The following is a 24,682-nucleotide window of genomic DNA, read 5'->3' on the forward strand; positions in this document are numbered from 1 at the left end:
TCGAAAGGGTGAAGATGTCCGATCAGCGCACCACCGCCGAAGGCGGCATGGAGACGGCCTATGGTTTTCGCACGGTAGACGAAACCGAAAAGCAGGGCCTGGTCAACACGGTATTCCACCGCGTCGCCAAACGGTATGACGTGATGAACGACCTTATGTCGGCGGGTCTGCACCGGGTCTGGAAGGACGCCATGATCTCCTGGCTCGCGCCTTCCAAGCGACCGGGCTATCGCGCACTGGACGTGGCCGGCGGCACGGGCGACATCGCGTTCCGCATCGTCGAGGCCTCGCGCCGGATGGCTGACGTCACCGTTCTGGACATCAATGGCTCGATGCTCGAAGTCGGCCGTGAGCGCGCCGAGAAGAAGGGCATCGCCGACAATCTGACCTTCGTTGAGGCGAACGCCGAGGAGCTGCCCTTCGAGGACAACAGTTTCGACGCCTACACGATTGCCTTCGGTATTCGCAACGTGCCGCATATCGACCGCGCGCTTTCCGAAGCCTTCCGCGTGCTCCGGCCCGGCGGGCGTTTTCTCTGCCTCGAATTTTCCGAGGTGGACATGCCGATCCTCGACAAGGTCTATGAGAACTGGTCGTTCCACGCCATTCCGCGCATCGGCCAGGCCGTGACCGGCGATGGCGAGCCCTATCGCTATCTGATCGAATCCATCCGCAAATTCCCCAACCAGCAGAATTTCGGCGCGATGATCACCAATGCGGGCTTCTCCCGCGTGACCTGGCGCAATTACTCCGGCGGCATCGCCACCCTGCACTCCGGCTGGAAGATTTGACGGCGTAAAAATGAGCACTGTCGGCGCATATCTTCGGCTGGCCCGCGCGGGCTGGATTCTTGTTCGTGAGGGCGTTGTGGCGGCCATGCCCGGCGACCAGCTGGAAGGCATGCCGCTGTTCGGCTGGAAGGTGGCCAAAGTCTTGTCGCGGCGTCGCTCCAAGCGGCGCGACCGGCCCGAACGCCTTGCCCAGGCCGTGAACCGGCTCGGGCCGTCCTATGTGAAACTCGGGCAGTTTCTGGCGACGCGGCCGGATGTTGTGGGCCATGAGATGGCGCATGATCTCGCCAGCCTTCAGGATCGCATGAACACGTTTCCCGAGGCGCAGGCGCGCGCGGCCATCGAAGGCTCGCTCGGCCAGCCGGTCGAGGCGCTTTACGCAGAATTCGACGGCCCCGTGGCCGCGGCCTCGATCGCGCAGGTGCATGAGGCGCGCGTCGCCACCGACACGGGTCTCAAGCGCGTTGCGGTGAAGGTGATCCGCCCCGGCGTGCGCCGGCGCTTCCAGAACGATCTGGAAAGCTATTTCCTCGCAGCCCATCTGCAGGAGCGCTTTATCCCGTCCACCCGTCGCCTGAAGCCGGTCAAAGTGGCCGAAACGCTGGCGCAGGTGACCAGGATCGAGATGGATCTGCGCCTTGAGGCGGCGGCCATTTCCGAGATCCACGAGAACACGCTGAACGATCCCGGCTTCCGGGTGCCCAATGTCGACTGGCAGCGCACCGGCCGCGATGTGGTGACGCTGGAATGGGTCGACGGCACCAAGATGTCGAACATCGAGGCCCTGCGCGAAGCGGGTCACGATCTCGAAGCGCTGGCGCAGACGCTCATTCAGTCCTTCCTGCGCCACACGCTGCGCGACGGCTTCTTTCACGCCGACATGCATCCGGGAAACCTGTTCGTTGAAGACGATGGAACCATCGTCGCGGTGGATTTCGGCATTACGGGGCGTATCGGCCGCAAGGAACGGCACTTCCTCGCCGAGATCCTGTACGGTTTCATCACCCGCGATTTCCGCAGGGTGGCGGAAGTGCATTTCGAGGCAGGATATGTGCCGGGGCACCACGATGTGGCGGCCTTCGCACAGGCGCTGCGCGCCATTGGCGAACCGATCCACGGCCAGTCGGCCGAAACCATCTCCATGGCGCGGCTTCTAACGCTTCTCTTTGAAGTGACCGAGCTGTTCGACATGCAGACGCGGCCCGAACTGCTGCTCCTGCAGAAGACCATGGTCGTGGTGGAAGGCGTTGCGCGCACGCTCGATCCGCATTTCAACATGTGGAAAGCGGCCGAACCGGTCGTTTCCGACTGGATTGCCGGCAATCTCGGGCCGCGCGGCATGCTGAACGACGCCCGCGAAGGCGTCGGCGCTCTCGTCTCGCTCGTTCGTCAGGCGCCGGATCTCGCCGCACGCACGGAGCGGCTCTCACGCGAAATCGACACGATGGCGCAGAAGGGACTGCGCTTCGATCCGGAAACGGCGGAAGCCATCGGCAAGGCCGAGGCGCGCCATTCCCGTGGTGGGCGCGTTGCGCTCTGGGTCATCGCCGCAGCCCTCGCGGTCATCGCCTGGCAGATTTCCTGATCCCCGATCCATGCTGATGGCGCATTTGCGCCATCCTTCCTCACATTCGGAACATTGCAGCACGGGTTAGCTGGCTAATCCTGCGACGACGCATTGCGCCTGCAATGACAGCATTGCTAGCAAACATCACCTAAGCCACAGATTCGCCTTGCGTTTCCGCATGCGAAGAAGTGTGAATAATGCATTGCCGGCAATGACATCCCCACAATCTATAGAGTAAGAGAATCATAATACGCTGCACGAGCGAAGGGGGCACCTTCCAGGCAATCGAGACCGCGCGGGGCGCAAACCGGCAAGAATGACAGCAATGCTGTCAAAAACCCGGCAAACGCAGTCAAAGACAAAAATGCAGTCATTGCTTTCAAGTCTGCGTTTTACAAATCTGTCCATTCAGATTTGCCGGCTCATTTTTTGGACTTATCGATGGCGACACTAACGATACGAAATGTCGATGAGAAAGTTCGGCGCGCGCTACGCAGACGCGCAGCCGAAAATGACGTCTCGATGGAAGAAGAGGTCAGACGCATTCTGGCCCGCAGCGTGCAGCTGGCAGACGACCCGGCCCAGCATCAGAGCAAGGCGCGGCGCGCAGAAACGCTCAACACGGTCTCCATGCGCCCGATTGGAGAATTCGACCTCAAGGCAATCAGCGACGAGATCTGGAATGGCCGTACGTTGTGAGCCCAAATTCGTGGTCGATACGTCGGCCCTTATCGCCGTCCTGAACGACGATCCCGACGCGGATACGTTCCGCCAGGCGCTTCAGGATGCAGAGCAGATCCTCATCAGCAGTACCACGACGTTTGAAGCGCAGTATGTGGCCAAGCACATCTCGCTGATCGACGGCACCGAACGGCTCAACACGCTTCTTGGCGCGCTTTCCCCCGAAACCATCGATTTCGATGAGCGGCAGCTGACCATCGCCCGTAAGGCCTATGCGATTTACGGTCAGGCGACCGGCCACCCGGCAGCGCTGAACATCGGCGACTGCTTTGCTTACGCGCTGGCCAGAACCGCTAACCTGCCGCTCCTTTTCAAAGGTTCGGATTTCGTCCATACGGATATAGAGCCCGCAATAAAGCCGTCCTGAGAGAGCCTTCATCCATGACAGCCCCGCAGCAGACGCTTACCAAAGCCCGTATCCTGCTTATCATCGGGGGCGGCATCGCAGCCTATAAATGCCTCGACCTGATCCGCCGCCTGCGCGAACGCGGGGCGAGCGTGCGCTGTGTGATGACGAAAGCCGCACAGGAATTCATCACGCCGCTCTCCGTCGGCGCGCTTTCCGCAGACCATGTGTTCACCGAGCTGTTCGACCGGCAGGACGAGCATGATGTCGGGCATATCCGCCTGTCGCGTGAGGCAGACCTTCTGGTCGTTGCGCCGGGCACGGCCGACCTGATGGCGAAGCTTGCCAATGGCCATGCCAACGACCTCGCGTCCACGGTTCTCATCGCAACCGACAAGCCGGTTCTCATCGCACCCGCCATGAACCCGCGCATGTGGGAGCATCCGGCCACGCAGCGCAACCTTGCGACACTGCGAGAGGACGGCGTGAATTTCGTCGGCCCCAACCGGGGCGAGATGGCTGAAAGCGGGGAAGCCGGCGAGGGCCGCATGGCCGAGCCGATGGAGATTGTCGCCGCGGTTGAAGCGCTGATCGGCAATCACGAAAAGCCGCTCGCCGGGCGCAAGGTGATCGTCACCTCCGGCCCGACGCACGAAATCATCGATCCGGTGCGCTACATCGCCAACCGCTCTTCGGGCAAGCAGGGGCACGCCATCGCCGCCGCGCTCGCCCGGCTGGGCGCATCGGTGCACCTCGTTTCCGGACCGGTCTCCATTCCCGACCCGCACGGCGTGACGACCACCCATGTGGAAACGGCCCGCCAGATGCGCGAGGCCGTGGAGGCTTCGCTGCCGGCGGATGCGGGCGTGTTCGTGGCCGCTGTTGCCGACTGGCGGCCCGCCGTCGAAATCTCGGAAAAGATCAAGAAGAAGCCCGGCGAAGGCGCGCCCACGCTGGAGCTTACCGAAAACCCGGACATTCTGGCCGGCATCGGACATCACAAGAAACGCCCCGCGCTCGTGATCGGCTTTGCCGCCGAAACGCAGGACCTCTTCAAGAACGCCCGCACCAAGCTCAACAAGAAGGGCGCTGACTTCATCGTTGCCAATGACGTCTCGCATGACAGCGGCGTCGGCCCCGGCGGCGTAATGGGCGGCGACCGCAACAGCGTCGTCATCGTCGGCCATGAAGGGCATGACGAGTGGCCCGAAATGAGCAAGGAAGAGGTTGCGGAGCGACTGGCGCAACTCATCGCAGACCGTCTCGGACCCACTCAATGACATCAACGACACCGGTTCTGGAAACAGAACGCCTCACGCTGCGGGCGCACAACTTCAGCGATCTCGACGCTTTCGCGCGCCTCTGGTCGCTGCCCGAGGCGACACGCTTTACCACGGGCCGCGCCCTGTCGCGCGAAGAAGCGTGGCGGCGCATGGCCATGCACCGGGGCATGTGGGACCTGATGGGCTTTGGCTATTTCGCCGTCATCGAGAAGTCCACCGGCGCGTTTCTCGGCGATGCGGGCGTGCAGGAATGCCGGCGCGAACTCTCGCCCTCGATCGAGGGAACGATGGAGGCCGGCTGGGTCTTCCTGCCGGAAGCGCACGGCAAGGGCTATGCGCGCGAAGCGATGGAAGCCGTGTTCAAATGGTGCGCCAGCGCGCAGCCGGACATGGAGATCACCTGCATCATTGATGAGGAAAACACGCCTTCGCAGAAGCTCGCAGCGCGCCTCGGCTTTGCGGAACGCGCGCGCACGGACTTCAACGAACGGCCGGCAATCATCTACTGGCGCGGGTAAAATCCGGAAGCATCATTCCCGAAAGACTGTTCACAATCTGTAGACAGCCCGTTTCCGTGAGCGCCGGTGCCATGCGGGGCTGCACTCTCTATGTTTGGTGCAAGATCGCCGTGCGTCCATCCGGACGCACAAAAGGACGATCCAAGTTACTGACAGGGCATTGGAATGGCCCGAAAACCGGATTCCGTTTTTCGGTCCAATGCTCTGGCAACAGATGGAGAGACGATCATGTCCATTCGTCCCGTAAGGCAGATTTCGCAGGCGCAGCCCACCATTGAGGGCGCTGGCGTTCGTCTGGACCGCGCTTTCGGTTTCACCGATCCGAAGCTGGCCGATCCCTTCCTGCTTCTCGACGATTTCCGCAATGAGCGGCCGGAAGACTATCAGGCCGGGTTCCCCTGGCATCCGCATCGCGGCATCGAGACGATCACCTATGTGCTGGCCGGCAGCGTGGATCACGCCGACAGTCTGGGCAATTCCGGTTCGCTCGGCGCGGGAGACGTGCAGTGGATGACGGCGGGCAGCGGCATTCTCCATCAGGAAATGCCGCATGGCGACAAGACCGGGCGCATGCATGGCTTCCAGCTCTGGGCCAACCTGCCTTCGAGCGAGAGGATGACCACGCCGCGCTATCAGGATGTGAAAGCCGGTGAAATTCCCGAAGTGATCGACGATGACGGCACGCGGGTGCGTGTGGTGGTCGGCGAGTTCTGGGGCAAGCGCGGACCGGTCGACGGCATTGCCGCCGATCCGCAATATCTCGATGTCTGGGTGCCGCCGGGCAAGCGCAAGGTGCTGCCGGTCGACACCTATCGCAGCGCGTTTGCCTATATCTTCGAGGGCTCCGGCACGTTCCGCGATGCGTCGCGCCCGTTCGGTGTTCTGGTGGAGAAGGAAGTCGCCGGCGAGGAAGTGCATCTGCGCGACATGAGCGGCGACCGCACGCTTGTGGTGTTCGACACGGGCGATGAAGTTGTCGTTCAGGCCGGCGAACGCGGCATCCGCTTCCTTCTTGTGTCCGGCAAGCCTATCCAGGAGCCGGTAGCCTGGCACGGACCCATCGTGATGAACACGCGCCAGGAACTCATGCAGGCCTTCAACGAGCTGAATGCCGGCACTTTCATCCGCGAAGGCGCGAAGTCCTGACGAAACCCGCGATGAGGCGGCGCAATACGCGCCGCCTCATCCGGCCTCATAAATCTGGATGAGGTTGCCGCAGCCATCCTCGAAGAGCGCGATGGTCGGTTGCCCCTCTGCCTGTGTTGGCTCCACACGAAATGTCACGCCTTTTCCTGTGAGGCGCGCATGTTCCGCATGCACATCGTCCGAGGCGAAGGTGACGGCGGGCAGCCCCGCGTCGCGCAGAGCCTTTTGATAGGCGCGCGCAAAATCATATCCCATTGGTTCGAGAAGAAGCTCCGTTCCACCCTCCGTACCGGGCGAAACGACGGTCAGCCAGCGCGCCTTGCCAACCGGGAAATCCTGTTTCTTCGTGAAACCCAGCACCTGCGTGTAGAAGGTCTCGGCCTTGTCCTGATCATCGACCAGAACGCTCATCAGCGCGATTTTCAGCATGGCTTCCTCCTGAATGCGGGCTACCAGGCACCGGATTTGTGATCGACCAGATGGATGATCTGGGCCGGGCTCGATATCCAGAAACCGTCGAAGTTTTCGCCCAGTGGTTCGATAGCGTCGCAGCGGGCGATGCCCTCCGCCGCCATCAGCTCCGCAACCGCCTTCGTGTCGTCGGTGACGATCTCCAGCCAGAGCTCGGCCTGGCTCATGCCGGGCGTCTGGTCGAGCCAAAGCTGGTTGGCCCCGAAGCGGAAGCCGATGGCCGGGAGAAGCTCTTCGATCTGCTCCATGCCAAGCACATCGCGGTAAAACCGGACGGTCTCTTCATATTGATGCACTGGCACCTTCATGGCGATGTTGCGCCCGCCGGCCAGATGCGGCCTTGGCGCAGCCTCACCGGGGCCAACGCCTTCCATGCACCGGTCGAGGTGATCGAGGATCAGCGGCCAGAGCGCTTCGTGTTTCGCCGCGCTCTCCTGACTGGGAAACCCTTTATGCACGAGCTTCAGGCGGCTGCCTCGGCTGCGCTTCGAGAACTCCATGGTCACGATGGTCTCCGCCCCTTCGGTGCCGCTTGATCCGGTGACCCAGCTCATCTCGATCAGCCTGCCCGGCTCAAGCCTGAGGAAGCGCCCGTAACAGGGCCTGCGTTCGGCGGGCTTATCCTCATCAAAACCATGCACTGTTTCAAAGAAGAAGGGGGATCCGACGCGCGGCTCCATATGCACCGAGGCGCGGGACGCGAACCAGTGGTCGAGCTGCTCGGTCCAGGCGCGATAGAGCGTGTCGGGATCCGCACTCATCGACCGGGACAGTGCGCATTCATGGGGACGACCGGAAACATCCGGCATGACGGCAATGTTCATGACGTTTCTTCCTTCTCTCGTCGTTGGACGATCAGTGATTTATGTCTTCGAGAAGCGCTGTTCGTATTCGGCTTCCAGCGCGGTGATGCGCGCCCAGAAGGGCGGCACGGGCCTGCCCGAAAGAACCGCGTCGAGCACCGCCAGATGCGCGTGCCAGCCGCCGGACACGTTTACCATCTCGCCACGACCGGCAAGGCGGCTATGCGTCACCACCAGAAGAACCCTGTCGCCTTCCGGATAAAGCTCGAAACGCACTTCGCTGCCTTCACCCTCACCCGGCCAGGTCATGGCGAGAACGCGCGGCCGATCCCATTCGAGTATCCGGCCTTCAGACACGAAGCCGTTTTCGTTCATCTCGCGATATTGGTCAGGCGGCGTTTCGTCGGTGAAATCGGCGTGACGGAACACGAGCTGCGCGGCCCCGCCGACGCGCTCTTCCATCGCGCCGCCGGCAAGCCACTGGCAGCGCTTGTCGGCCTCGGTCAGATAAGACCAGATGCGCTCGGCCGGGCCGGGCAAAAGGCGCTCGAAACGCACCACATTCGGCGCTTCGACAACGCCATAGGCATCCATATCGGCATGTTTCATCGTCTCTCTCCCATTGAGGAAACAGCGTCGGCGCGCGCTCAGCCCTTTTCTGCTGGCGGTTTCTGCCGATCCTCGGCTTCCAGAATGTTCTGAAGCGCATCGAGCCGGTCGCTCCAGAAGCGCTCATAGTAGCGGAACCAGGCCTGTGCTTCGGCGAGGCGCGCAGCCTCCAGCCGGCAATAATGGGTGCGCCCTTCGACATGCCGGCTCACAAGGCCGGCTGCCTCCAGCACCTTCACATGTTTGGATGCGCCGGCAAGCGACATGTCGAACGGCTCCGCCAGTTGCGACACGCTGTGCTTTCCGGCTGAAAGCCTGTGCAGCATGGCCCGCCGGGTCGGGTCCGACAGGGCATGGAAAACGGCATCCAGATGGGGCGACTGATATTCAACCATATGGTTTAGATATCAGTCGCCAGCCCAATGGTCAACCGAATGGTTTAACTTTATGGAGAGAGACCGGGATCAGTCCTTGGCGGTGCAGGAAACCGGGTCTGCGTCCTCGCCCTTCATCAGGTCATAGAGATCCGCATTGTCGCCCTTGGTCCACCAGATGTAGGGGCCGCCTGCGTATTTTGCGCCGGAAGCCGCAAGCACATTGCTCATCACGACGGGGTTGCCATCGATGGTGACGACGGCGAGCGAATTGCCGTCAGCGCTGTAATAGGTGGCGTCGATGTCGCCGTCAGGGCAGGCATAGGTCACTGCGGTGGTTTCCACGCTCTCCACATCGGGCAGATCGATCTCCAGCGTCGCGGCAAAGGCGGACGAACCCAGTGCAAGCGTGGAAACGAGCGCAAGAATGGAACGGCGCATGATGAAACTCCTGAATCATTATCAAACCAGATCATCACACCGTGGCAGCGTGTCGAATTAAAGACAATGGCCGCAGATATTTACCGAAGCAGATACTTGCCGAAAAAGAAAAACCCCGGAAGCAACAGCGCTTCCGGGGCCGATATTCTTGATACCTGTCCTGCGAAGGGATCAGCCGGTCGGCTGCTTGGTCTTGCGCAGATAGGGCAGGATCGTCTCGAACGAACCAAAACGCTTCTCGGCTTCTTCGTTGGAAACGGCCGGCGTGATGATCACATCCTCGCCATTCTGCCAGTTGGCAGGCGTCGCCACCTGATGCCTGGCGGTGAGCTGGATGGAATCGATGGCGCGCAGGATCTCCGCAAAATTGCGGCCCGTCGTCATCGGGTAGGTCAGCACCAGCTTGATCTTCTTGTCGGGACCGACAACGTAGACCGAGCGAACGGTCTGGTTGTCCGCAGCCGTGCGACCGTCGGAGCTGTCGCCCGCATCGGCCGGCAGCATGCCGTAGAGCTTGGCGACCTTCAGGTCGCTGTCGCCGATCATCGGATACTCGACAGCCTGGCCGGTGGCCTTCTTGATGTCTTCCTTCCAGCGCACATGGTCCTCGACCGGATCGACGGAGATGCCGATGATCTTGGTGTTGCGCTTCTTGAACTCATCCTCGAGGCCAGCCATCGTGCCGAGCTCGGTCGTGCAGACGGGCGTGAAATCCTTGGGGTGGCTGAAGAGCACGGCCCAGCCGTCGCCGACCCAGTCATGGAAATTGATCGTGCCGTGGGTGGTCTCGGCGCTGAAATCCGGCGCCGCGTCATTGATGCGAAGGCTCATCGTTCTCTCCTCCTGAGGTGAGATATAGCGTTGGGTGTTCCTGCCGCAGCAGGATAGCAACCCAAACACAGGTTGATGAACCTCATCTAGGTGTAAATTGACGCAGTTGCTTGGAATCTCATTCCCAAAATGAGCACGAGCGGGAAATTTACATCCCCCGCTCGCATTACCCGGCGAATTCCTTCGCTCAGGCGGCCTTTCGGGTCTGGTAATCCTTCACGGCGGTGAAGCGCACAGCCTTCCAGCGGTCGGCCTCGTAGTTCAGACCGAATTCATGCGGCGCGAGGAAAACCGGATCGTCGTCGAGATCACGCGCAATGTCGCCGCGATGGCTGGCAATGAAACGGTCCACTTCGCCCGCCTCGTCGGAGGTGATCCAGCGGCAAACGCTGAAGCGCGCCATCTCGAAATCCACCGGCAGCGAATACTCGATCTTCAGACGCTCTTTCAGAACGTCGAGCTGAAGCGCGCCGACCACGCCGACAATAGCGGGCGAGCCATCTTCGGGCGTGAAGAGCTGCACGACGCCCTCTTCGGCCATCTGCTGCAGGGCTTCCTTCAGCTTCTTGGCCTTCATGGCGTCACCAAGGCGCACGCGGCGCAGGATTTCCGGCGCGAAATTGGGCACGCCGCGGAACAGAAGCTCCTCGCCCTCGGTCAGCGTGTCGCCGATGCGCAGCGTGCCGTGGTTGGGAATGCCCACCACGTCGCCGGCGAACGCTTCGTCAGCGGTGATGCGGCTCTTGGCGAAGAAGAACTGCGGCGCTGACAGGCTGATCGGCTTGCCGGTGCGCACCAGCTTGGCTTTCATGCCGCGCTGCAGCCTGCCCGAGCACACGCGCACAAACGCGATGCGGTCGCGGTGGTTGGGGTCCATGTTGGCCTGGATCTTGAAGACGAAGGAGGTCATTTTCTCCTCATTCGCCTCGACCTTGCGCGCATCCGCTTCCTGTGCGCGCGGTTCGGGACCGAATGCACCAAGCGCCTCGATCAGGTCGCGCACACCGAAATTGCGCAGCGCCGAGCCGAAATAGACCGGCGTGAGATGCCCTTCGCGGAACGCCTGCATGTCGAAGGGACGGCAGGCTTCCTTGCCCAGCATCATCTCCTCGACCAGCATGTCGCGCTCGTTTTCCGGCAGGAGACCGGCCACGGCCTCGGAATCGGGCCCATCGACGGCAATCGGCTCCACATCGTCATCCGAGCGGCGCATCGTGTCGTTGGCGAGATTGTAGGTGCCGACAAAGCTCTTGCCCCGGCCGATGGGCCAGGTGACGGGTGCAGTGTCCAGCGCCAGCTTCTGCTCGATCTCGTCAAGGATTTCGAACGGGTCGCGGCTTTCGCGGTCGAGCTTGTTGACGAAGGTGACGATCGGGATGTCGCGCAGGCGGCACACTTCGAACAGCTTCAGCGTGCGCGGCTCAATGCCCTTGGCCGCGTCGATGACCATGATGGCGCTGTCGACCGCTGTCAGCGTGCGATAGGTGTCGTCAGCGAAGTCTTCGTGGCCCGGCGTATCGAGCAGGTTGAAGACGTGGTCTCCGAATTCGAACGTCATCACGGAGGTGACGACGGAAATGCCGCGCTCGCGCTCGATGTTCATCCAGTCCGAACGGGTCTGGACGCGGTTCTTCTTCGCTTTCACCTCACCGGCGAGCTGGATCGCGCCGCCGAACAGAAGCAGCTTCTCGGTCAGCGTGGTCTTACCGGCGTCCGGGTGCGAAATGATTGCGAAGGTGCGGCGGCGGGCCACCGCATCGGCGATTTTGTCGGTCATCTGTATCTGGTTTTCCTGAAGCCCGGGGCTTTTAACAAGCGGCGCTGCGCCTGTCGAACGGAAAGTGGACGCGCGCAAAAGCCACATAGCGGTGAAGAGATGGCTCTGGCTGACGGCCAGCTGTTGAATTCGCCGGCGAAACGGGCCAGACGGAATGAGTCGTGATCGTCGTCCCCCGGATTGCAGCGCACAGGATAAGCACCATGTCCAACACCGTTTCCTCCATGCCCGTCATTGGCCCCACCGTCGGCATCGTTCGTCTGCCGCACAGCGAGGGGCTGCCGCTGCCCGCCTATGAGAGCGAGGCCGCAGCGGGAATGGATCTGCGCGCCGCAGTGCCCGAAGACCGCCGCATCGTTCTCCTGCCCGGCCGCCGCGCGCTGGTGCCCACCGGCTTCGTCCTGGAACTGCCCGAGGGTTTCGAAGGACAGGTGCGCCCGCGCTCCGGCCTCGCGCTGAAGCACGGCATCACCTGCCTGAACGCGCCCGGCACCATCGACGCCGACTATCGCGGCGAGGTTCAGGTGCTGCTGATCAACCATGGCGAGGATGATTTCGCCATCACCCGCGGCCTGCGCATCGCCCAGCTGGTGATTGCACCGGTCAGCCAGGCGCGGCTTGAAGAACGCACCCATGTGGGCGGCACCGCCCGTGGCGCAGGCGGTTTCGGCTCCACCGGCGTCGCCTGACTATGGGGCAGCCGCTGGGGCTGCCGCAACGACACTATACTTTGGTATAAGACCTCAGGCCGTTATTGCGGCGGCTTGGGGCTTGCGCCGCTTTTTCCCTCCGATTATCGGCTTTGACAGGCCGTTTTTCCCTTTGCCTGCCGCTTTCCGGTTGGCAAGGGCGTGCGGTTGTCTACAGTCAGGCATGGCGCAGGCCGCCATGCCTGCCGAACTGTTAAACAGCGGAGGAGACAAGATGTTATCAGCAAGCAGGAAGTATCTCGCAGCCGGCGCGGTTGCGCTTTCGCTGGGCCTCGCGCCCGCAGGCGCCATGGCCCAGGAATTCATCAACGTGCTGACCGGCGGCACTTCGGGCGTCTACTATCCGCTCGGCTCCCAGCTTTCCAAGATCTACGGCGAAAAGATCGACGGCGTGCGCACTCAGGTGCAGTCGACCAAGGCTTCGGTCGAAAACCTGAACCTGCTGCAGCAGGGCCGTGGCGAGATCGCCTTCGCGCTCGGCGATTCCGTGAAGTCGGCCTGGGAAGGCGACGCGGAAGCCGGCTTCAACCAGAAGCTCGACAAGCTGCGCGCCATCGCCGCGATCTACCCCAACTACATCCAGATCGTTGCTTCGCAGGAATCCGGCATCAAGGAATTCGGCGACCTGAAGGGCAAGGGCCTTTCCGTCGGCGCACCGAAGTCCGGCACCGAGCTCAACGCCCAGCGCATCTTCGGCGCGATGGACATGAGCTATGACGATCTCGGCAAGACCGAGTATCTGCCGTTCGGCGAATCCGTCGAGCTGATCAAGAACCGCCAGCTCGACGCCACGCTGCAGTCGGCCGGTCTGGGCGTTGCCTCCATCAAGGATCTGGCGCTGTCGCTGCCGGTGACCCTCGTATCGGTGCCCAACAGCGTTGCCGAAACGCTGGGCGCGCCGTTCATCGCGGCAACCATTCCCGCCGGCACCTATGAGGGCCAGAGCGAGGATGTGCCGACGCTGGCCATCACCAACATTCTCGTATCGCATTCGGATGTCTCCGACGAGGTTGCTTACGAGATGACCAAGCAGCTCTTCGAGAACCTCGACGACATGGTGGCCGCTCATGCCGCTGCCAAGGCGATCTCCGCCGAGAACGGCCCCAAGGGCCTGCCGCTGCCGCTGCACCCCGGCGCTGAGCGCTACTACAAGGAAAAGGGCCTGCTCTAGAGCATTTCCCGTTCGGATTGATTCAATCCGAACGAAAAGGAATTGCTCGACATACTGAATCTGGAGCCATTTCTTATCGATCAGGTGGTTCCACCTGATCGGAAAAGGCTCTAGGCCAGTGAGGCGAGGCCCCGTCCTGCGACGGGGCCTTCCTGTCACGCTCCGGCGCGGAGTGTGACAGGAAGGCCCGAACAAGAGCATGGGGAAGCGGAGCACCCAATGAGCAAGAGTGAAACCGGCCAGACGACAGGCGCGGACCAGGCAGACCTGCACGATCACGCCCATGGCGAGTTCGGCACCGACCGCATCGGGCGGTTTCTTTTCTGGATCGCTGTGATCTTCTCGCTCTACCAGATCGCCACCGCCGCCCATGTGCTGAACCTGCCGAGCCAGGTGGTGCGCGCGTTCCATGTGGGCTTTCTGACGCTTCTGGTCTTTCCGCTGGTGGTCCAGGCCCGCGGCAGCGCGCCGGCCATCAAGGCGCTGGCCTGGGGACTGGCGCTCGCCGGCGTGGCCGTGGCGCTCTATCAGTATGTCGAATACAAGCCGCTGCTGCTGCGGGCCGGCGATCCGTTACCCATCGACATCGTGTTCGGCGTCATTGCGTTGGTCACTGTTTTCGCCGCCGCCTATGTGCTGATGGGCCCGGCCCTGCCGATCATCTCCGGCGCGTTTCTCGCCTACTGCCTGTTCGGGCAATACCTGCCCTCACCGTTGAACCATCGCGGCTATGATTTCAGCCAGGTCATCGACCACATGGCCTATGGCACGGAAGGCATTTACGGCATCCCGATCTACGTATCGGCCACCTACATCTTCCTGTTCATCCTGTTCGGCTCGTTCCTCGAACGCGCCGGCATGATCAAGCTCTTCACCGATGTGTCGCTCGGCCTTGTGGGCCATGCGCGCGGCGGCGCGGCCAAGGTGTCGGTCATCTCGTCCGGCCTGATGGGCACGATCTCCGGCTCGGGCGTCGCCAATGTGGTGACCACCGGCCAGTTCACCATCCCGCTGATGAAGCGCTTCGGCTACCGCGCGGCCTTTGCCGGCGGTGTCGAATCCACGGCCTCCATGGGCGGGCAGATCATGCCGCCGGTGATGGGCGCCGTGGCCTTTATCATGGCCGAGACACTGGGGATCGAATATTACGAGGTGGTCAAGGCGGCGATCATTCCCGCCGTGCTCTACTTCGCCTCCGCCTTCTGGATGGTGCATCTGGAAGCCGGCAAATATGGCCTGCATGGCCTGCCGCGCTCGGAGCTGCCTTCTCCCCGCAAGGCGCTGCGCAAGGGCTGGTATCTCATCCTGCCGCTGGCCGTGCTCGTCTACCTCCTCTTCTCCGGTTACACGCCGCTCTTCGCCGGCACGATCGGCCTGTCCCTGACGGTTCTGCTGATCCTCGGCGGCTCGGTGGCGCTCGGTCTTCCCGGCCAGGTGCTGCGGGTCATCTTCTGGGTCGGTCTCGGCCTCGTTGCGGCAAGCTTCTTCGGCTACGGCATCACGGCGATCCTGATCGCCGCCCTTGTGCTGATCGTCGCGAACCTGTTCGTCGATGGCGGGCGCAAGACGCTGGCCGTCTGCCGCGACTCGCTTGCCGAGGGCGCGAAGACGGCGCTGCCGGTGGGCGTGGCCTGTGCCGTGGTCGGCATCATCATCGGAACCATGACCCTGACCGGCGTCGCCAACACGTTCGGCCAGTTCATCGTCTCGGTGGGTGAGAAGAGCCTGTTCCTCTCGCTCGTGCTCACCATGATCACCTGCATCATTCTGGGCATGGGCATTCCGACCATCCCCAACTACATCATCACCTCGTCGATTGCCGGCCCGGCGCTTCTGGCGCTCGGCGTGCCGCTGATCGTCAGCCACATGTTCGTGTTCTATTTCGGCATTCTGGCCGATCTGACGCCACCTGTTGCGCTTGCCTGTTTCGCCGCCGGCCCCATTGCCAAGGAAAACGGCCTCAAGATTTCCATGGAAGCGATCAAGGTGGCCGCCGCCGGCTTCGTGATACCCTTTATGGCGGTCTACACACCGGCGCTGATGCTTCAGGATGGCGGTCCGCTGGCCGAGGCCTGGGGTTATTATCCGGCGGTCGCCTACATCGTCTTCAAGGCGCTGCTGGCCATTGCGCTGTGGGGGGCTGCGGTGATCGGCTTCCTGCGCTCGAAACTTGCCATCTGGGAGCGCGTCCTTGCAGCGGTCGCGGCCTTCACCCTGATCGCGGCTCTTCCTGTTACCGATGAACTCGGCTTCGCGCTTGCGGCCCTGTTCCTCGGTCAGCACTGGTATCGCACCCGCATTGCGCACGCGCCTCAGGAAAAGCGGTCCGGCGAATGAGCATATGCGTTCTGGCAGGCGGAAAGGCGCTGACCCTCGGGGCGGCGCTTTTCACCCTGTCATGGACGCATTCGGTCGAGAAGATCCGCTGGGAAGAAGACTGGCGGGCAGGCCCTGCCGGGCTCGAACTTGTCGAGGCGCGCGTTCAGGGATCGGGCGCGGGCATGGAACCGCCGCCCGAAGCGCGCTTTGAAAATGGCTGGTGGACCTACCGCCCGACCCTGCCGCCACAGGGCGAACTTGCCCTTGCGGCGTCGGGCGCAACAGGCTCCGGCTGGCAATTGTGCACGGCAGATGAATGCCACGAACTGGGCGCGGCAGCCGGAAAGCCGGTGATCGTCAGATATTGTGAGTGAGCGCTGCCGTCAGGCTGCCGTGGCCGAACCGCTGCCACGCTTCTGGCAGGCAGGGCCGGGTCCGCGCATATAGTGGCGCTCCGGATGGTAGCGCGGCGCGATGAACTCACGAAGGGCGGCAATACAACGTACAAAAAGTGCCATGGGTCTCGTCCAACCGGTGGCGGCTCCTCCAAAACCGCCTGTTACAACTGTCTCAAGCTTTACATTCACAAGGTGAACGCTCTGTGAATGCCGGTCGGATTTCGCCCCGGTTTGTGCCCGTTTGAAGGCAGAAAACGGCTGCGCGTTCAGCGAGTTTTACGGTGTGGCCGCCGCGCCACAGTTCTGCGCGGCGCGGCGGCGCTTCAGTCTCAGTTTTCGCCCAGATAGGCAACGATGATGTCGAGTGCGGCCTGAAGGTCGTTGCGGTCGATCATCTCGGTCACGGTGTGGATGTAGCGCGTGCCCACCACGATGCCCACGGCGCGCGCACCGGCGGCGGCCTGCTGGGCTGCCGCGCCATCCTGGCCGCCACGGGCCAGAATGGTGCGCTGGTAGGGGATCGCCTTCTTCTTGGCGAGCTGTTCGACTTCACGCACCAGCGCCTGATCGGCAATGAAGGACGAGTCCTTCACGTGCAGGCCAAAGCCCTGCCCCTGTTTCGTCACCGCTTCATGCTCGCCAATGCCCGGCGTGTCGCAGGCAAGCGTGGTGTCGATGCCGAGACCGATATCCGGCTTGACCGCATAGGCAGCCGTGCGCGCGCCGCGCAGGCCAACCTCTTCCTGCGCCGTGAAGGCCACATGGATCTCGCAATCATGCTTCGTGCCGGCTTCCTCCAGCGCGCGGATAACCTCGATGCCAAGCCAGCAGGCGACGCGGTTGTCGAGCGCCTTGGAGACGAACTTGTCCCCCATTTCGAGGAAAGGCTCGTCCATCACCACGAAGTCGCCGACCTGCACCAGATCGCGCGCCTTTTCGCCAAGCCCCATGTCGACGATGAAATCGCCCGGCTCCGGCACCTTCTTGCGCTCTTCCGCACTCTGAATGTGGATCGGCTTGCCGGCGGGGTTCATCACGCCCTTGTAGTCGCCGCTCTCGGTGCAGATCAGCACACGGCGGGAAAACAGGTTGCGCGGATCAAAGCCGCCCACCGGATCGAGATGCAGGAAGCCCTTCTCGGTCACATGGGTCACGAGAAAGGCGATCTCGTCCATGTGGCACAGAAGCATGATCTTGAGTGGATCGCCCTTGGTCTTCTTGCGCGGCTTGCGCACACACAGGAGCGAGCCCATCGGATCGGTCCGCACATCGTCGAACAGTCCCTCGATCTCTTTTTCGATGAGCGCGCGGACGCGCGTTTCATGGCCCGGCGCGCCCGGCGTTTCGCAGAGCCTGCGCAGCAGTTCGGTGTTCATCATTATCCCCGGCAGAGCTTTGTTGGAATCATTGGTGAGGGGCGACCATGGCGCAAAGCCGCGCGGAAGGAAACGGCCACGCCTGCGTTTCGCGCTGGCTCAGGCCTCGCGCAGCAGCTTGTCGAAGGCCGTGCGCCCCGGCGGTGTGAAGCGGATGATGCGGCTGTCCTTCTTCCGCCGCACCCAGTTCAGCGCGATGAAGCGGTCGAGCATGCCCGCGCCGAGACTGCCTGCCAGATGCGAACGCCGCACGCTCCAGTCCAGACAGGAGCGACACATCGGCCGCCGCTTCCTGCGCATCGCCTCAATGTCGAGCCCGAAATCGCAGAAGAAGCCAGCGCCCTTTTCCGTCAGGCTCACATCGTCTCCATCGATGGTCAGAAAACCACGTCCGGCGAACGCATCGAACATGGCGACGCCCGCCTCGCCCGCCAGATGGTCGTAGCAGATGCGCGCTTCGCGCATGGCCGTGTCGCGCGGACCGGGCAACACTTTTCGCGGCCCCAGCGCCGCCGCGACCCCCATGATGGATTCCAGCATGCCCGCCACCTGATGATCGGACAGCGCGTAATAGCGATGACGGCCCTGCCGCGCCATGCGCAAAAGGCCGCCCTCGGTCAGCCTGGAAAGATGGGCGCTCGCCGTCGGCAGGGTGACGCCGGCCTCGACCGCCAGTTCGCTGGCCGTCAAAGCCGTGCCGCCCATCAGCGCAGCCAGCATGTTGGCGCGCGCCGGATCTCCGACGAGGCTGGCAATCTGTGCGAGGTCCGTTCCTGCTTTCATAGTTCGATGCTAATCAAAGTGTGAATGTGCAGCAAGCGCTATTCTCTCCTTGTCGAACCAGGGAGAAAGCGATGCGCCCCTATGGAAAACCATTGACGCCACCTTCGATGGGGGACGCACGCCGCCCCCTGTCGATCACCGTCATGCTGCAGCGCTTCGCAGCGCGCCTTGCGCTGGCCTCGGAACGCTATCGGCAGAGGCGCACGCTAACAGACCTGACCGACGAACAGTTGCGCGATGTGGGCCTGACCCGCCGCGACGTGCAGCGTGAATGCGCAAAACCCTTCTGGGACATCTGACACAGAAAGCCCGAAAATGCTTCGATACGCATCGAAGCATGTCGGCAGGAGACAACCACCCCCATGACCATCACTTGCTTCATCCGCTACGAGATCGATCCCTTCAAGCGGGACGCCTTCGAGGAGTATTCCCGCAACTGGGGTCAGGCGATCCCGCGCGCAGGCGTGGACCTGATCGGCTATTTCGCACCACATGAGGGCTCCACGACCACCGCCTATGGCGTTTACAATCTGGACAGTCTCGCAGCTTACGAAGAGTACCGGGCGCGGCTTGCCGCAAGCCCCGAAGGCCGCGCGAATTATGAATTCGCAAAGCGCGAACGTTTCATCCTGAAGGAGGACCGCATGTTTCTGAAACTTGCCTCCGCTCCCCATGCGAAATGGGTGCAGCCATGATCGCGGTGATCTTCGAAGTGGAGCCGGCGGCAGGAAAGCGCGATGCCTATCTTGGCATCGCCGCAGACCTGCGACCGATGCTCGACGGCGTGGATGGCTTCATTTCCATCGAGAGGTTTCAGAGCCTCAATGACGGGAACCGGGTGCTCTCGCTCTCGTTCTGGCGCGATGAGGAAGCGGTGAAAGCCTGGCGCAACACGGAGGAACACAGGCAGGCGCAGCGCGCCGGGCGGAACGGCATATTTGCCGGCTACCGGTTACGCATCGCCCATGTCCTGCGCGATTACGGGATGACGGAGCGGGCCGAAGCACCCGCCGACAGCCGCGCCATGCATGACGCGGCCCGTCGGTCGGTTTAGCCCGGTCAGGCGTTGCCTATGAGCATGCCTGCGGCAAACACCAGCGCGCCACCGAGCACCACCTGGAAGGTAGCGCGGCTCCACGGGGTTTCCATGTAGCGGTTCTGGATCCAGGCGATTGCCCAAAGCTCGATGAACACGATGATGAAGGCGATGATCGTCGCGGTCCAGAAATGCGGGATCAGATAGGGCAGCGCGTGGCCGAGACCGCCCACCGTGGTCATGATGCCGGTGGTTATGCCGCGCTTGATCGGCGAGCCGCGACCCGAGATCACGCCATCGTCCGACGCCACTTCGGTGAAGCCCATGGAGATGCCTGCGCCGATGGAGGCGGCGAGACCGACCAGGAAGGTCTGCCAGGTGTCGCCGGTGGCGAAGGCGGCGGCGAAGATGGGCGCCAGCGTGGAGACGGAGCCGTCCATCAGGCCGGCAAGGCCCGGCTGGACATAGGTCAGAACGAACTGTTTGTGCTCTGTCTGGTCTTCCTCGGCGCGCTCGTCTGCGCCCAGATGTTTTTCCGAAAGCCGGTGCGCCAGCGATTCATGCGCCTTTTCTGCAGCGGCAAGGTCGCCAAGCAGCTTGCGGATGCCCGCATCCTCCGTGCGCTTGGCCGCTTCCACATAGAAGCGGTGCGCCTGGTCTTCCATCTGCTCGGCCTGCGCGCGCACCTTCTCCAGTCCCAGCGGACGCACCAGCCAGTCGGGTTTGCGCTCGTAATAGCCGCGCACATGCTCACGACGGATCAGCGGAATGCGCTCGCCGAACCGTGCGCGGTGCGCCTCGATCAGCGCGGCGCGATGTCCGTCCTCTTCCTTCGCCATTTCCTCGAACACGGCGGCAGAATGCGGAAAGTCCTCGCGCAGACCGTCCGCATAGGCGCGGTAGATGCGCGCATCATCTTCTTCCGACGAGATGGCGAGAGCGAGAATTTCCTGTTCAGTCAGCGATGAGAAGGAGCGGCGGGAGGAACCTAAGAAGCGAGAGAGCATTGTCCGGGCAATCCATTGTTTAGAATTATTCTAATTTAAGAACCAAGTGCGCCCGCGTCAACGCTCATGGCTTATTCAGTCATAACCATTCGCTTGGCACAGAGCATCGGACCGAAAAACGGGAACCGGTTTTCGGATGAATCCGATGCTCAATCATAAGTGTGGATCGTCCTTTGTTCGTCCAAACGGACGCACGGCGATCCAGAGCATCGGACCGAAAAGTGGAAACCGGTTTTCGGATGAATCCGATGCTCCAGAATAATCCCAGATCAATCCAGCGTCCGGCGGAAGCGCAACAGCGCAAACCCGGCATAGATGAAGATGAACAGCACCAGAATGCCTGTCTCGAAAGCGATGGCCGGCAGGTCTGCTCCCTTCAGCATCACTGCGCGGATCACGCGCAGAAAATGAGTGAGCGGGAAGATCTCGCCAAGCCACTGCGCCCAGTCCGGCATGCCGCGAAACGGGAACATAAAACCGGAGAGAAGGAGCGATGGCAGGAAGAAGAAGAAGGTGAGCTGCATGGCCTGCATCTGCGTGCGCGCCACGGTGGAGATCGTGTAACCGAGCAGAACCAGCGACAGCACGAAGATCAGCACCGCCACCAGAAGCAGCCACAGGCTGCCCACGAAGGGCACGCCGAACAGCAGCTTCGCCGCCCCCAGAATAACGGCCACCTGCACGGCGCCCACGACGAGATAGGGCAGCACCTTGCCCAGCATGATCTCCAGCGGGCTGGCGGGCATGGCGAGCAGGTTTTCCATCGTGCCGCGTTCGCGCTCGCGCGTCAGCGCGATGGAGGTCATCATCACCATGGTCATCTGCAGGATAACGCCCAGAAGACCGGGCACGATGTTGTACTGCGAGAGCCCTTCGGGATTGTAGCGGCGATGCACGATGACCTCGAGCCGGTCGGCGGGCTTTGCCTCGGAGGCGGGCACGCCACGCTCGCGCAGAAGCGCCTCTGCAGCGACCGTGCCCAACGTGGAAATGGCCCCGGAGGCAACCGATGGATCGGTGGCATCGGCCTCAATGAGGATTTGCGGGCGCTGCCCCCGGTCGACCCGGCGCGCAAAGTCCGACGGGATGGTGACGACAAACACCACCTCACCGCTCGCCATCAGATGCTCGGCCTCTTCCGCGCTGCCCACCACATGGTCGAAGCGGTAATAGTCCGTATTCTCCAGCGCAGAGACCATGGCCCGGCTGTAGTGATCCTGGCTCAGCGAAACGAGCGCCGCCGGCAGGGCCTTCGGATCGCTGTTGATCGCATAGCCGAACAGCACGAGCTGCATGAGCGGAACGCCGAGCATCATCCCGAAGGTGATGCGGTCGCGCCGCATCTGGATGAACTCCTTGATGAGCAGCGCCATGAGACGGCCAAGGGAGAAGATGCGGTTCATTGCATGTTGTCCGTCGAATTGGCCATGAACTGGATGAAGACATCCTCAAGACTGGTCTCGCCGCGCGAAACGGTCACGCCGTCGCGCCCTTCAAGGTCGGCCAGCGCAGCCTTGAGCGCAGCTTCGTCCGAGCCCACCACGTGCAGGCTCGCGCCGAAGGGCGCAACCTGCTCGACGCCCGGCCGCTGCCGCAGCTCGGCGGCGAGCTGTTCGAGTTTCGGCCCATCCACCAGATAGGTGACAAGCCCGGCATCCCGCACCACGTCCGCCACCGTTCCGGTGGCCAGAAGCGTGCCGTAGGAAATGTAGGAGATGCGGTGGCAGCGCTCGGCCTCGTCCATGTAGTGGGTCGAGACGAGAACGGTCAGACCGTCGGCGGCAAGCCGGTGGATCTCGTCCCAGAACTCGCGGCGCGCCTTGGGGTCGACACCCGCTGTCGGCTCATCGAGAAGCAGAAGCTTGGGCTGATGCATGATGCAGGCGGCCAGCGCCAGCCGCTGTTTCCAGCCGCCGGAAAGCGTTCCGGCAAGCTGGTTGCGGCGCGAGGTGAGGCCCAGATCCTCCAGCGTGCGATCCACATGCGCACCGACCGGCTTCAGATCGTAAAGCCGCGCGACGAAGGCCAGGTTCTCGGCAATGGTGAGGTCTTCATAGAAGGAGAAGCGCTGCGTCATGTAGCCGACCTCGCGCTTGATCCTGAGCCCCTCGCTCCGCAGATCGTAGCCGAGCACCGTGCCCTCGCCCTCATCCGGGGTCAGAAGCCCGCACATGATGCGGATCGTCGTTGTCTTGCCCGAACCGTTCGGCCCGAGAAAGCCAACAATTTCCCCTCTGGCGACCTGCATGGACACCTGGTTCACGACGGTCTTGTCGCCGAACCGCTTGACGAGACCGTGGACGTCGATGGCGTTCATTGCGCGTCTGCCTTGAGGCGCACATCGACGATCTGCCCCGGCTGAAGACTGCGGGCGTCCCCCTCCGGTCGCGCCTCAATGAGGTAGACGAGTTTCTGCCGCGTCTCGAGCGAATAGATCACCGGCGGCGTGAACTCCGGCTCGGGCGAGATATAGGAAATGCGTGCGGTCAGCCCCGGTGCACAGCCATCGCAATTGACCGCCAGCAACGCGTCCGGCTGCACGCTGGAGAACGCGGCTTCCGGCACATAGACCTTGAGCTTCACCTCGCCATCCGGCAACAGCGAAACCACCGGCGCGGAGGGGCCGGCCACATCTCCGGCATTGCGGATCACGTCATCGATGCGGCCAGCGGCTGGGGCCTTGATGGCGCGTTCGGAAAGACGCCATTGCGCCTGTTCCAGCGCCGCTTCCATCTGATCGCGGCGCTTGGCTGCGGCCTTGATCGCCTCGGCGCGGGCCGGCAGGCGGGCAACGGCCAGATTGGCCTCGGCCTGGCCTATGCGCGTGTCCGCCAGCTCCTTGGCCGTCTTCGCCTTGTCGAGCTCGGCCTGCGCGGCAATGCCCCGGCGAAACAGGTCCTGCGTGCGCGAGAGCACGCGCCCGGCTTCCGCCGCCTCGGCATTGGCGGACGAAAGCGCAGCTTCCAGAACGGCGATCTCTTCCGGGCGCTTCGCCTCCTGAAGGTCGGCGAGATGCGCCTCCGCTTCGGCCAGCCCCGCCTCGGCCTGACGCACGGCGATCCGCGCATCCGTCTCATCCATCATGGCGACGGTCGCGCCCGCCTCAACGATTGCGCCGCGCCGCACGGGCACCGCGCTCAACTGCCCGACCTCGGTGGGCGCAAGCAACACATAATCGCCTTCCACATAGCCGACGGCCAGCGGGGCCTCGCCACTGCAGCCGGACAGGAAACCTGCCAGAATAGGAATTGCGCAAAGCATGCTCATGACTTTGTGTCCTTGTCGCGCGTCTGCGCGGTCAGAATGGCTTCCAGATTGCTGCTGGCGATGGCTGTGATGGCTGCGGCCTCACGGCTGCCGATATCGCTCCACCCCATGCGCCGCTGCACAGCCTCGCTGGCGATGCGGAAATAGACGAGCTGCCCGATCAGCGTGAAAACGGTGAGCTTGGTCTCGTCACTCTCCGCCGGCCGGCCGGTGGCCGCTTCCCACACCTGGCAGAGGCGTGTGTGCACCGGCGCGAAAACACCGTCATAGATGCGGTCGAGCGCAACGGTGGGATGGGCCAGTTCCCGAAGAACGAATTTGACGATCAGGCCCGCTTCGGGCCGCGCGGCGATGAAGCCCGTCATGGTTTCGAGAACCCGCATCAGGATGGCGCGCGCTGCGGCCGGATCGAGCTGCCCCGTCGCCTCGGGCGGCACATCGAGAGCGCTGCCCGCGATGCCGCCGACCAGCTCGACGATGTGATCCGCACAGGCCGCGCGCAGCCCCTCCTTGCCGCCGAAATGGTAGGAGATCGACCCGATATTGGCCCCGGCCGCGCTCGCGATTTCCCGCGTCGTTGTGCCGTCATAGCCCTTCTCGCCAAACAGCTTCAGCCCGGCCTGAATGAGCGAAAGCCGCGTGTGCTCTGCCGAAGAAAGACGCGCGCCAGCGCCCGATAGATCATGATTGCCCTGTTTCATGCATCACATTTAATCAAACGATTGAATAAAGTCAAATTGTTGCTGCACCGTCGAAAGAGGAAACCACGACGCCCGCCCTGCACGAGAACACCACCCGATCGCCACGCATCTGTTCCGGCGAGAAAGGACGGCCAAGCAATTGACGGAGCATGGGAAGAACAGAGAACCGGATTCCACTTTTCGGTTTGATGCTCTAGGGTCAGGACCCATTAATAT

At 62.7% G+C, this 24,682-nt stretch carries 29 protein-coding genes and 2 pseudogenes; 15 read left to right on the forward strand and 16 right to left on the reverse strand.

The features are described from left to right. Positions 1-14: 14 nt before the first annotated feature. The 8 genes and pseudogenes from ubiE (at position 15) to AC4PTT_RS00725 (ending at position 6,392) form a co-directional block, all read left to right on the forward strand. Positions 15-791: a bifunctional demethylmenaquinone methyltransferase/2-methoxy-6-polyprenyl-1,4-benzoquinol methylase UbiE gene (ubiE, locus tag AC4PTT_RS00690; RefSeq protein ID WP_113156110.1), complete on the forward strand. Its 777-nt coding sequence runs from the start codon at positions 15-17 to the stop codon at positions 789-791. Positions 792-801: 10 nt separating this feature from the next. Then, complete coding sequence (ubiB, locus tag AC4PTT_RS00695; protein WP_206546540.1) at positions 802-2,376, forward strand: 2-polyprenylphenol 6-hydroxylase; 1,575 nt, start codon at positions 802-804, stop codon at positions 2,374-2,376. A gap of 423 nt (positions 2,377-2,799) precedes the next feature. Continuing rightward, positions 2,800-2,865, forward strand: a pseudogene (locus AC4PTT_RS00700) (FitA-like ribbon-helix-helix domain-containing protein); the annotation flags it as partial. Positions 2,866-2,880: 15 nt separating this feature from the next. Next, positions 2,881-3,057: a hypothetical protein gene (locus AC4PTT_RS00705; RefSeq protein WP_222474305.1), complete on the forward strand. Its 177-nt coding sequence runs from the start codon at positions 2,881-2,883 to the stop codon at positions 3,055-3,057. Then, entirely contained in the window at positions 3,041-3,466 is a 426-nt protein-coding gene (locus AC4PTT_RS00710; RefSeq protein WP_113153728.1) for a type II toxin-antitoxin system VapC family toxin, read from the forward strand. Before AC4PTT_RS00705 ends, AC4PTT_RS00710 begins: the two co-directional genes overlap by 17 nt. A gap of 14 nt (positions 3,467-3,480) precedes the next feature. Then, entirely contained in the window at positions 3,481-4,725 is a 1,245-nt protein-coding gene (gene coaBC / locus AC4PTT_RS00715; protein WP_492161928.1) for a bifunctional phosphopantothenoylcysteine decarboxylase/phosphopantothenate--cysteine ligase CoaBC, read from the forward strand. Further along, the gene (locus AC4PTT_RS00720; RefSeq protein ID WP_206553352.1) at positions 4,722-5,246 is read left to right on the forward strand and encodes a GNAT family N-acetyltransferase; all 525 of its coding nucleotides are present in this window, start codon (positions 4,722-4,724) and stop codon (positions 5,244-5,246) included. Before coaBC ends, AC4PTT_RS00720 begins: the two co-directional genes overlap by 4 nt. Positions 5,247-5,474: 228 nt before the next feature. Then, positions 5,475-6,392, forward strand: coding sequence for a pirin family protein (locus AC4PTT_RS00725; protein WP_492161929.1), 918 nt, complete (start codon positions 5,475-5,477; stop codon positions 6,390-6,392). A 36-nt stretch (positions 6,393-6,428) separates the two neighbouring features. Here the strand turns inward: AC4PTT_RS00725 and AC4PTT_RS00730 are convergent, their stop codons facing one another. The 8 genes and pseudogenes from AC4PTT_RS00730 to AC4PTT_RS00765 all read right to left on the reverse strand — a co-directional run bounded on the left by AC4PTT_RS00730 (position 6,429) and on the right by AC4PTT_RS00765 (position 11,698). Next, entirely contained in the window at positions 6,429-6,821 is a 393-nt protein-coding gene (locus AC4PTT_RS00730) for a VOC family protein (protein WP_281431871.1), read from the reverse strand. Positions 6,822-6,841: 20 nt separating this feature from the next. Continuing rightward, positions 6,842-7,237, reverse strand: coding sequence for a VOC family protein (locus AC4PTT_RS00735; protein ID WP_206546588.1), 396 nt, complete (start codon positions 7,235-7,237; stop codon positions 6,842-6,844). 54 nt (positions 7,238-7,291) lie between these two features. Then, positions 7,292-7,687, reverse strand: a pseudogene (locus AC4PTT_RS00740) (SRPBCC family protein); the annotation flags it as partial. A gap of 39 nt (positions 7,688-7,726) precedes the next feature. After that, entirely contained in the window at positions 7,727-8,275 is a 549-nt protein-coding gene (locus tag AC4PTT_RS00745) for an SRPBCC family protein (RefSeq protein ID WP_492161930.1), read from the reverse strand. 38 nt (positions 8,276-8,313) lie between these two features. After that, a complete protein-coding gene (locus AC4PTT_RS00750; protein WP_113153720.1) occupies positions 8,314-8,670 on the reverse strand; it encodes an ArsR/SmtB family transcription factor in 357 nt (118 codons plus the stop codon). Positions 8,671-8,739: 69 nt separating this feature from the next. Then, complete coding sequence (locus AC4PTT_RS00755; RefSeq protein ID WP_492161931.1) at positions 8,740-9,090, reverse strand: MliC family protein; 351 nt, start codon at positions 9,088-9,090, stop codon at positions 8,740-8,742. A gap of 171 nt (positions 9,091-9,261) precedes the next feature. Further along, positions 9,262-9,921 carry a peroxiredoxin gene (locus tag AC4PTT_RS00760; protein ID WP_113153718.1) on the reverse strand — a complete coding sequence of 220 codons (660 nt, stop codon included), beginning with the start codon at positions 9,919-9,921 and terminating at the stop codon, positions 9,262-9,264. Between the two features lie 187 nt (positions 9,922-10,108). Next, positions 10,109-11,698 (reverse strand): peptide chain release factor 3, encoded by a 1,590-nt coding sequence (locus AC4PTT_RS00765; RefSeq protein WP_492161932.1) that lies wholly within the window; start codon positions 11,696-11,698, stop codon positions 10,109-10,111. Between the two features lie 203 nt (positions 11,699-11,901). Between AC4PTT_RS00765 and dut the strand changes: the two genes are divergently transcribed. The 4 genes from dut to AC4PTT_RS00785 all read left to right on the forward strand — a co-directional run bounded on the left by dut (position 11,902) and on the right by AC4PTT_RS00785 (position 16,272). Further along, positions 11,902-12,387, forward strand: a complete 486-nt coding sequence (dut, locus tag AC4PTT_RS00770; RefSeq protein ID WP_113153716.1) for a dUTP diphosphatase — start codon at positions 11,902-11,904, stop codon at positions 12,385-12,387. A gap of 235 nt (positions 12,388-12,622) precedes the next feature. Further along, positions 12,623-13,579, forward strand: coding sequence for a TAXI family TRAP transporter solute-binding subunit (locus AC4PTT_RS00775; protein WP_113156109.1), 957 nt, complete (start codon positions 12,623-12,625; stop codon positions 13,577-13,579). 219 nt (positions 13,580-13,798) lie between these two features. Continuing rightward, a complete protein-coding gene (locus AC4PTT_RS00780) occupies positions 13,799-15,916 on the forward strand; it encodes a TRAP transporter permease (RefSeq protein ID WP_492161933.1) in 2,118 nt (705 codons plus the stop codon). Beyond that, positions 15,913-16,272 (forward strand): DUF1850 domain-containing protein, encoded by a 360-nt coding sequence (locus AC4PTT_RS00785; RefSeq protein ID WP_492161934.1) that lies wholly within the window; start codon positions 15,913-15,915, stop codon positions 16,270-16,272. The genes AC4PTT_RS00780 and AC4PTT_RS00785 overlap by 4 nt, the downstream gene beginning before the upstream one ends. A gap of 9 nt (positions 16,273-16,281) precedes the next feature. Here AC4PTT_RS00785 and AC4PTT_RS00790 read toward each other — a convergent pair whose 3' ends face one another. From AC4PTT_RS00790 to AC4PTT_RS00800, 3 genes are all read right to left on the reverse strand, one after another. Further along, positions 16,282-16,416, reverse strand: a complete 135-nt coding sequence (locus AC4PTT_RS00790) for a hypothetical protein (protein WP_261397498.1) — start codon at positions 16,414-16,416, stop codon at positions 16,282-16,284. A gap of 209 nt (positions 16,417-16,625) precedes the next feature. Further along, the gene (locus AC4PTT_RS00795) at positions 16,626-17,672 is read right to left on the reverse strand and encodes a M42 family metallopeptidase (protein ID WP_206546587.1); all 1,047 of its coding nucleotides are present in this window, start codon (positions 17,670-17,672) and stop codon (positions 16,626-16,628) included. A gap of 99 nt (positions 17,673-17,771) precedes the next feature. Continuing rightward, positions 17,772-18,455 carry an ArsR/SmtB family transcription factor gene (locus tag AC4PTT_RS00800; RefSeq protein WP_492161935.1) on the reverse strand — a complete coding sequence of 228 codons (684 nt, stop codon included), beginning with the start codon at positions 18,453-18,455 and terminating at the stop codon, positions 17,772-17,774. A 92-nt stretch (positions 18,456-18,547) separates the two neighbouring features. Between AC4PTT_RS00800 and AC4PTT_RS00805 the strand changes: the two genes are divergently transcribed. From AC4PTT_RS00805 to AC4PTT_RS00815, 3 genes are all read left to right on the forward strand, one after another. Continuing rightward, positions 18,548-18,754: a DUF1127 domain-containing protein gene (locus tag AC4PTT_RS00805; RefSeq protein ID WP_224873641.1), complete on the forward strand. Its 207-nt coding sequence runs from the start codon at positions 18,548-18,550 to the stop codon at positions 18,752-18,754. Positions 18,755-18,817: 63 nt separating this feature from the next. Then, positions 18,818-19,150, forward strand: coding sequence for an NIPSNAP family protein (locus AC4PTT_RS00810; protein WP_113153712.1), 333 nt, complete (start codon positions 18,818-18,820; stop codon positions 19,148-19,150). Continuing rightward, positions 19,147-19,509 (forward strand): antibiotic biosynthesis monooxygenase family protein, encoded by a 363-nt coding sequence (locus tag AC4PTT_RS00815; protein WP_297560970.1) that lies wholly within the window; start codon positions 19,147-19,149, stop codon positions 19,507-19,509. Before AC4PTT_RS00810 ends, AC4PTT_RS00815 begins: the two co-directional genes overlap by 4 nt. Positions 19,510-19,514: 5 nt before the next feature. Here AC4PTT_RS00815 and mbfA read toward each other — a convergent pair whose 3' ends face one another. The 5 genes from mbfA to AC4PTT_RS00840 form a co-directional block, all read right to left on the reverse strand. Further along, the gene (gene mbfA, locus AC4PTT_RS00820; RefSeq protein ID WP_297560968.1) at positions 19,515-20,498 is read right to left on the reverse strand and encodes an iron exporter MbfA; all 984 of its coding nucleotides are present in this window, start codon (positions 20,496-20,498) and stop codon (positions 19,515-19,517) included. Positions 20,499-20,767: 269 nt separating this feature from the next. Beyond that, positions 20,768-21,901 carry an ABC transporter permease gene (locus AC4PTT_RS00825; protein WP_113153710.1) on the reverse strand — a complete coding sequence of 378 codons (1,134 nt, stop codon included), beginning with the start codon at positions 21,899-21,901 and terminating at the stop codon, positions 20,768-20,770. Next, on the reverse strand, positions 21,898-22,815 hold the full coding sequence (locus AC4PTT_RS00830; protein ID WP_475084960.1) for an ABC transporter ATP-binding protein: 918 nt from the start codon (positions 22,813-22,815) through the stop codon (positions 21,898-21,900). Before AC4PTT_RS00830 ends, AC4PTT_RS00825 begins: the two co-directional genes overlap by 4 nt. Next, entirely contained in the window at positions 22,812-23,765 is a 954-nt protein-coding gene (locus AC4PTT_RS00835; RefSeq protein ID WP_283801121.1) for an HlyD family secretion protein, read from the reverse strand. The genes AC4PTT_RS00830 and AC4PTT_RS00835 overlap by 4 nt, the downstream gene beginning before the upstream one ends. Beyond that, positions 23,762-24,466, reverse strand: coding sequence for a CerR family C-terminal domain-containing protein (locus AC4PTT_RS00840; protein ID WP_492161936.1), 705 nt, complete (start codon positions 24,464-24,466; stop codon positions 23,762-23,764). The genes AC4PTT_RS00835 and AC4PTT_RS00840 overlap by 4 nt, the downstream gene beginning before the upstream one ends. Positions 24,467-24,682 lie beyond the last annotated feature (216 nt).

The sequence above is a fragment of the Nitratireductor sp. WH36-1 genome (genome assembly GCF_058725515.1).

Coding starts and splice junctions, on each gene's coding strand:
- ubiE (WP_113156110.1), top strand. CDS start 15: ATGTCCGATCAGCGCACCACCGCCGAAGGCGGCATGGAGACGGCCTAT.
- ubiB (WP_206546540.1), top strand. CDS start 802: ATGAGCACTGTCGGCGCATATCTTCGGCTGGCCCGCGCGGGCTGGATT.
- AC4PTT_RS00705 (WP_222474305.1), top strand. CDS start 2,881: ATGGAAGAAGAGGTCAGACGCATTCTGGCCCGCAGCGTGCAGCTGGCA.
- AC4PTT_RS00710 (WP_113153728.1), top strand. CDS start 3,041: ATGGCCGTACGTTGTGAGCCCAAATTCGTGGTCGATACGTCGGCCCTT.
- coaBC (WP_492161928.1), top strand. CDS start 3,481: ATGACAGCCCCGCAGCAGACGCTTACCAAAGCCCGTATCCTGCTTATC.
- AC4PTT_RS00720 (WP_206553352.1), top strand. CDS start 4,722: ATGACATCAACGACACCGGTTCTGGAAACAGAACGCCTCACGCTGCGG.
- AC4PTT_RS00725 (WP_492161929.1), top strand. CDS start 5,475: ATGTCCATTCGTCCCGTAAGGCAGATTTCGCAGGCGCAGCCCACCATT.
- AC4PTT_RS00730 (WP_281431871.1), bottom strand. CDS start 6,821: ATGCTGAAAATCGCGCTGATGAGCGTTCTGGTCGATGATCAGGACAAG.
- AC4PTT_RS00735 (WP_206546588.1), bottom strand. CDS start 7,237: ATGGAAGGCGTTGGCCCCGGTGAGGCTGCGCCAAGGCCGCATCTGGCC.
- AC4PTT_RS00745 (WP_492161930.1), bottom strand. CDS start 8,275: ATGAAACATGCCGATATGGATGCCTATGGCGTTGTCGAAGCGCCGAAT.
- AC4PTT_RS00750 (WP_113153720.1), bottom strand. CDS start 8,670: ATGGTTGAATATCAGTCGCCCCATCTGGATGCCGTTTTCCATGCCCTG.
- AC4PTT_RS00755 (WP_492161931.1), bottom strand. CDS start 9,090: ATGCGCCGTTCCATTCTTGCGCTCGTTTCCACGCTTGCACTGGGTTCG.
- AC4PTT_RS00760 (WP_113153718.1), bottom strand. CDS start 9,921: ATGAGCCTTCGCATCAATGACGCGGCGCCGGATTTCAGCGCCGAGACC.
- AC4PTT_RS00765 (WP_492161932.1), bottom strand. CDS start 11,698: ATGACCGACAAAATCGCCGATGCGGTGGCCCGCCGCCGCACCTTCGCA.
- dut (WP_113153716.1), top strand. CDS start 11,902: ATGTCCAACACCGTTTCCTCCATGCCCGTCATTGGCCCCACCGTCGGC.
- AC4PTT_RS00775 (WP_113156109.1), top strand. CDS start 12,623: ATGTTATCAGCAAGCAGGAAGTATCTCGCAGCCGGCGCGGTTGCGCTT.
- AC4PTT_RS00780 (WP_492161933.1), top strand. CDS start 13,799: ATGAGCAAGAGTGAAACCGGCCAGACGACAGGCGCGGACCAGGCAGAC.
- AC4PTT_RS00785 (WP_492161934.1), top strand. CDS start 15,913: ATGAGCATATGCGTTCTGGCAGGCGGAAAGGCGCTGACCCTCGGGGCG.
- AC4PTT_RS00790 (WP_261397498.1), bottom strand. CDS start 16,416: ATGGCACTTTTTGTACGTTGTATTGCCGCCCTTCGTGAGTTCATCGCG.
- AC4PTT_RS00795 (WP_206546587.1), bottom strand. CDS start 17,672: ATGAACACCGAACTGCTGCGCAGGCTCTGCGAAACGCCGGGCGCGCCG.
- AC4PTT_RS00800 (WP_492161935.1), bottom strand. CDS start 18,455: ATGAAAGCAGGAACGGACCTCGCACAGATTGCCAGCCTCGTCGGAGAT.
- AC4PTT_RS00810 (WP_113153712.1), top strand. CDS start 18,818: ATGACCATCACTTGCTTCATCCGCTACGAGATCGATCCCTTCAAGCGG.
- AC4PTT_RS00815 (WP_297560970.1), top strand. CDS start 19,147: ATGATCGCGGTGATCTTCGAAGTGGAGCCGGCGGCAGGAAAGCGCGAT.
- mbfA (WP_297560968.1), bottom strand. CDS start 20,498: ATGCTCTCTCGCTTCTTAGGTTCCTCCCGCCGCTCCTTCTCATCGCTG.
- AC4PTT_RS00825 (WP_113153710.1), bottom strand. CDS start 21,901: ATGAACCGCATCTTCTCCCTTGGCCGTCTCATGGCGCTGCTCATCAAG.
- AC4PTT_RS00830 (WP_475084960.1), bottom strand. CDS start 22,815: ATGAACGCCATCGACGTCCACGGTCTCGTCAAGCGGTTCGGCGACAAG.
- AC4PTT_RS00835 (WP_283801121.1), bottom strand. CDS start 23,765: ATGAGCATGCTTTGCGCAATTCCTATTCTGGCAGGTTTCCTGTCCGGC.
- AC4PTT_RS00840 (WP_492161936.1), bottom strand. CDS start 24,466: ATGAAACAGGGCAATCATGATCTATCGGGCGCTGGCGCGCGTCTTTCT.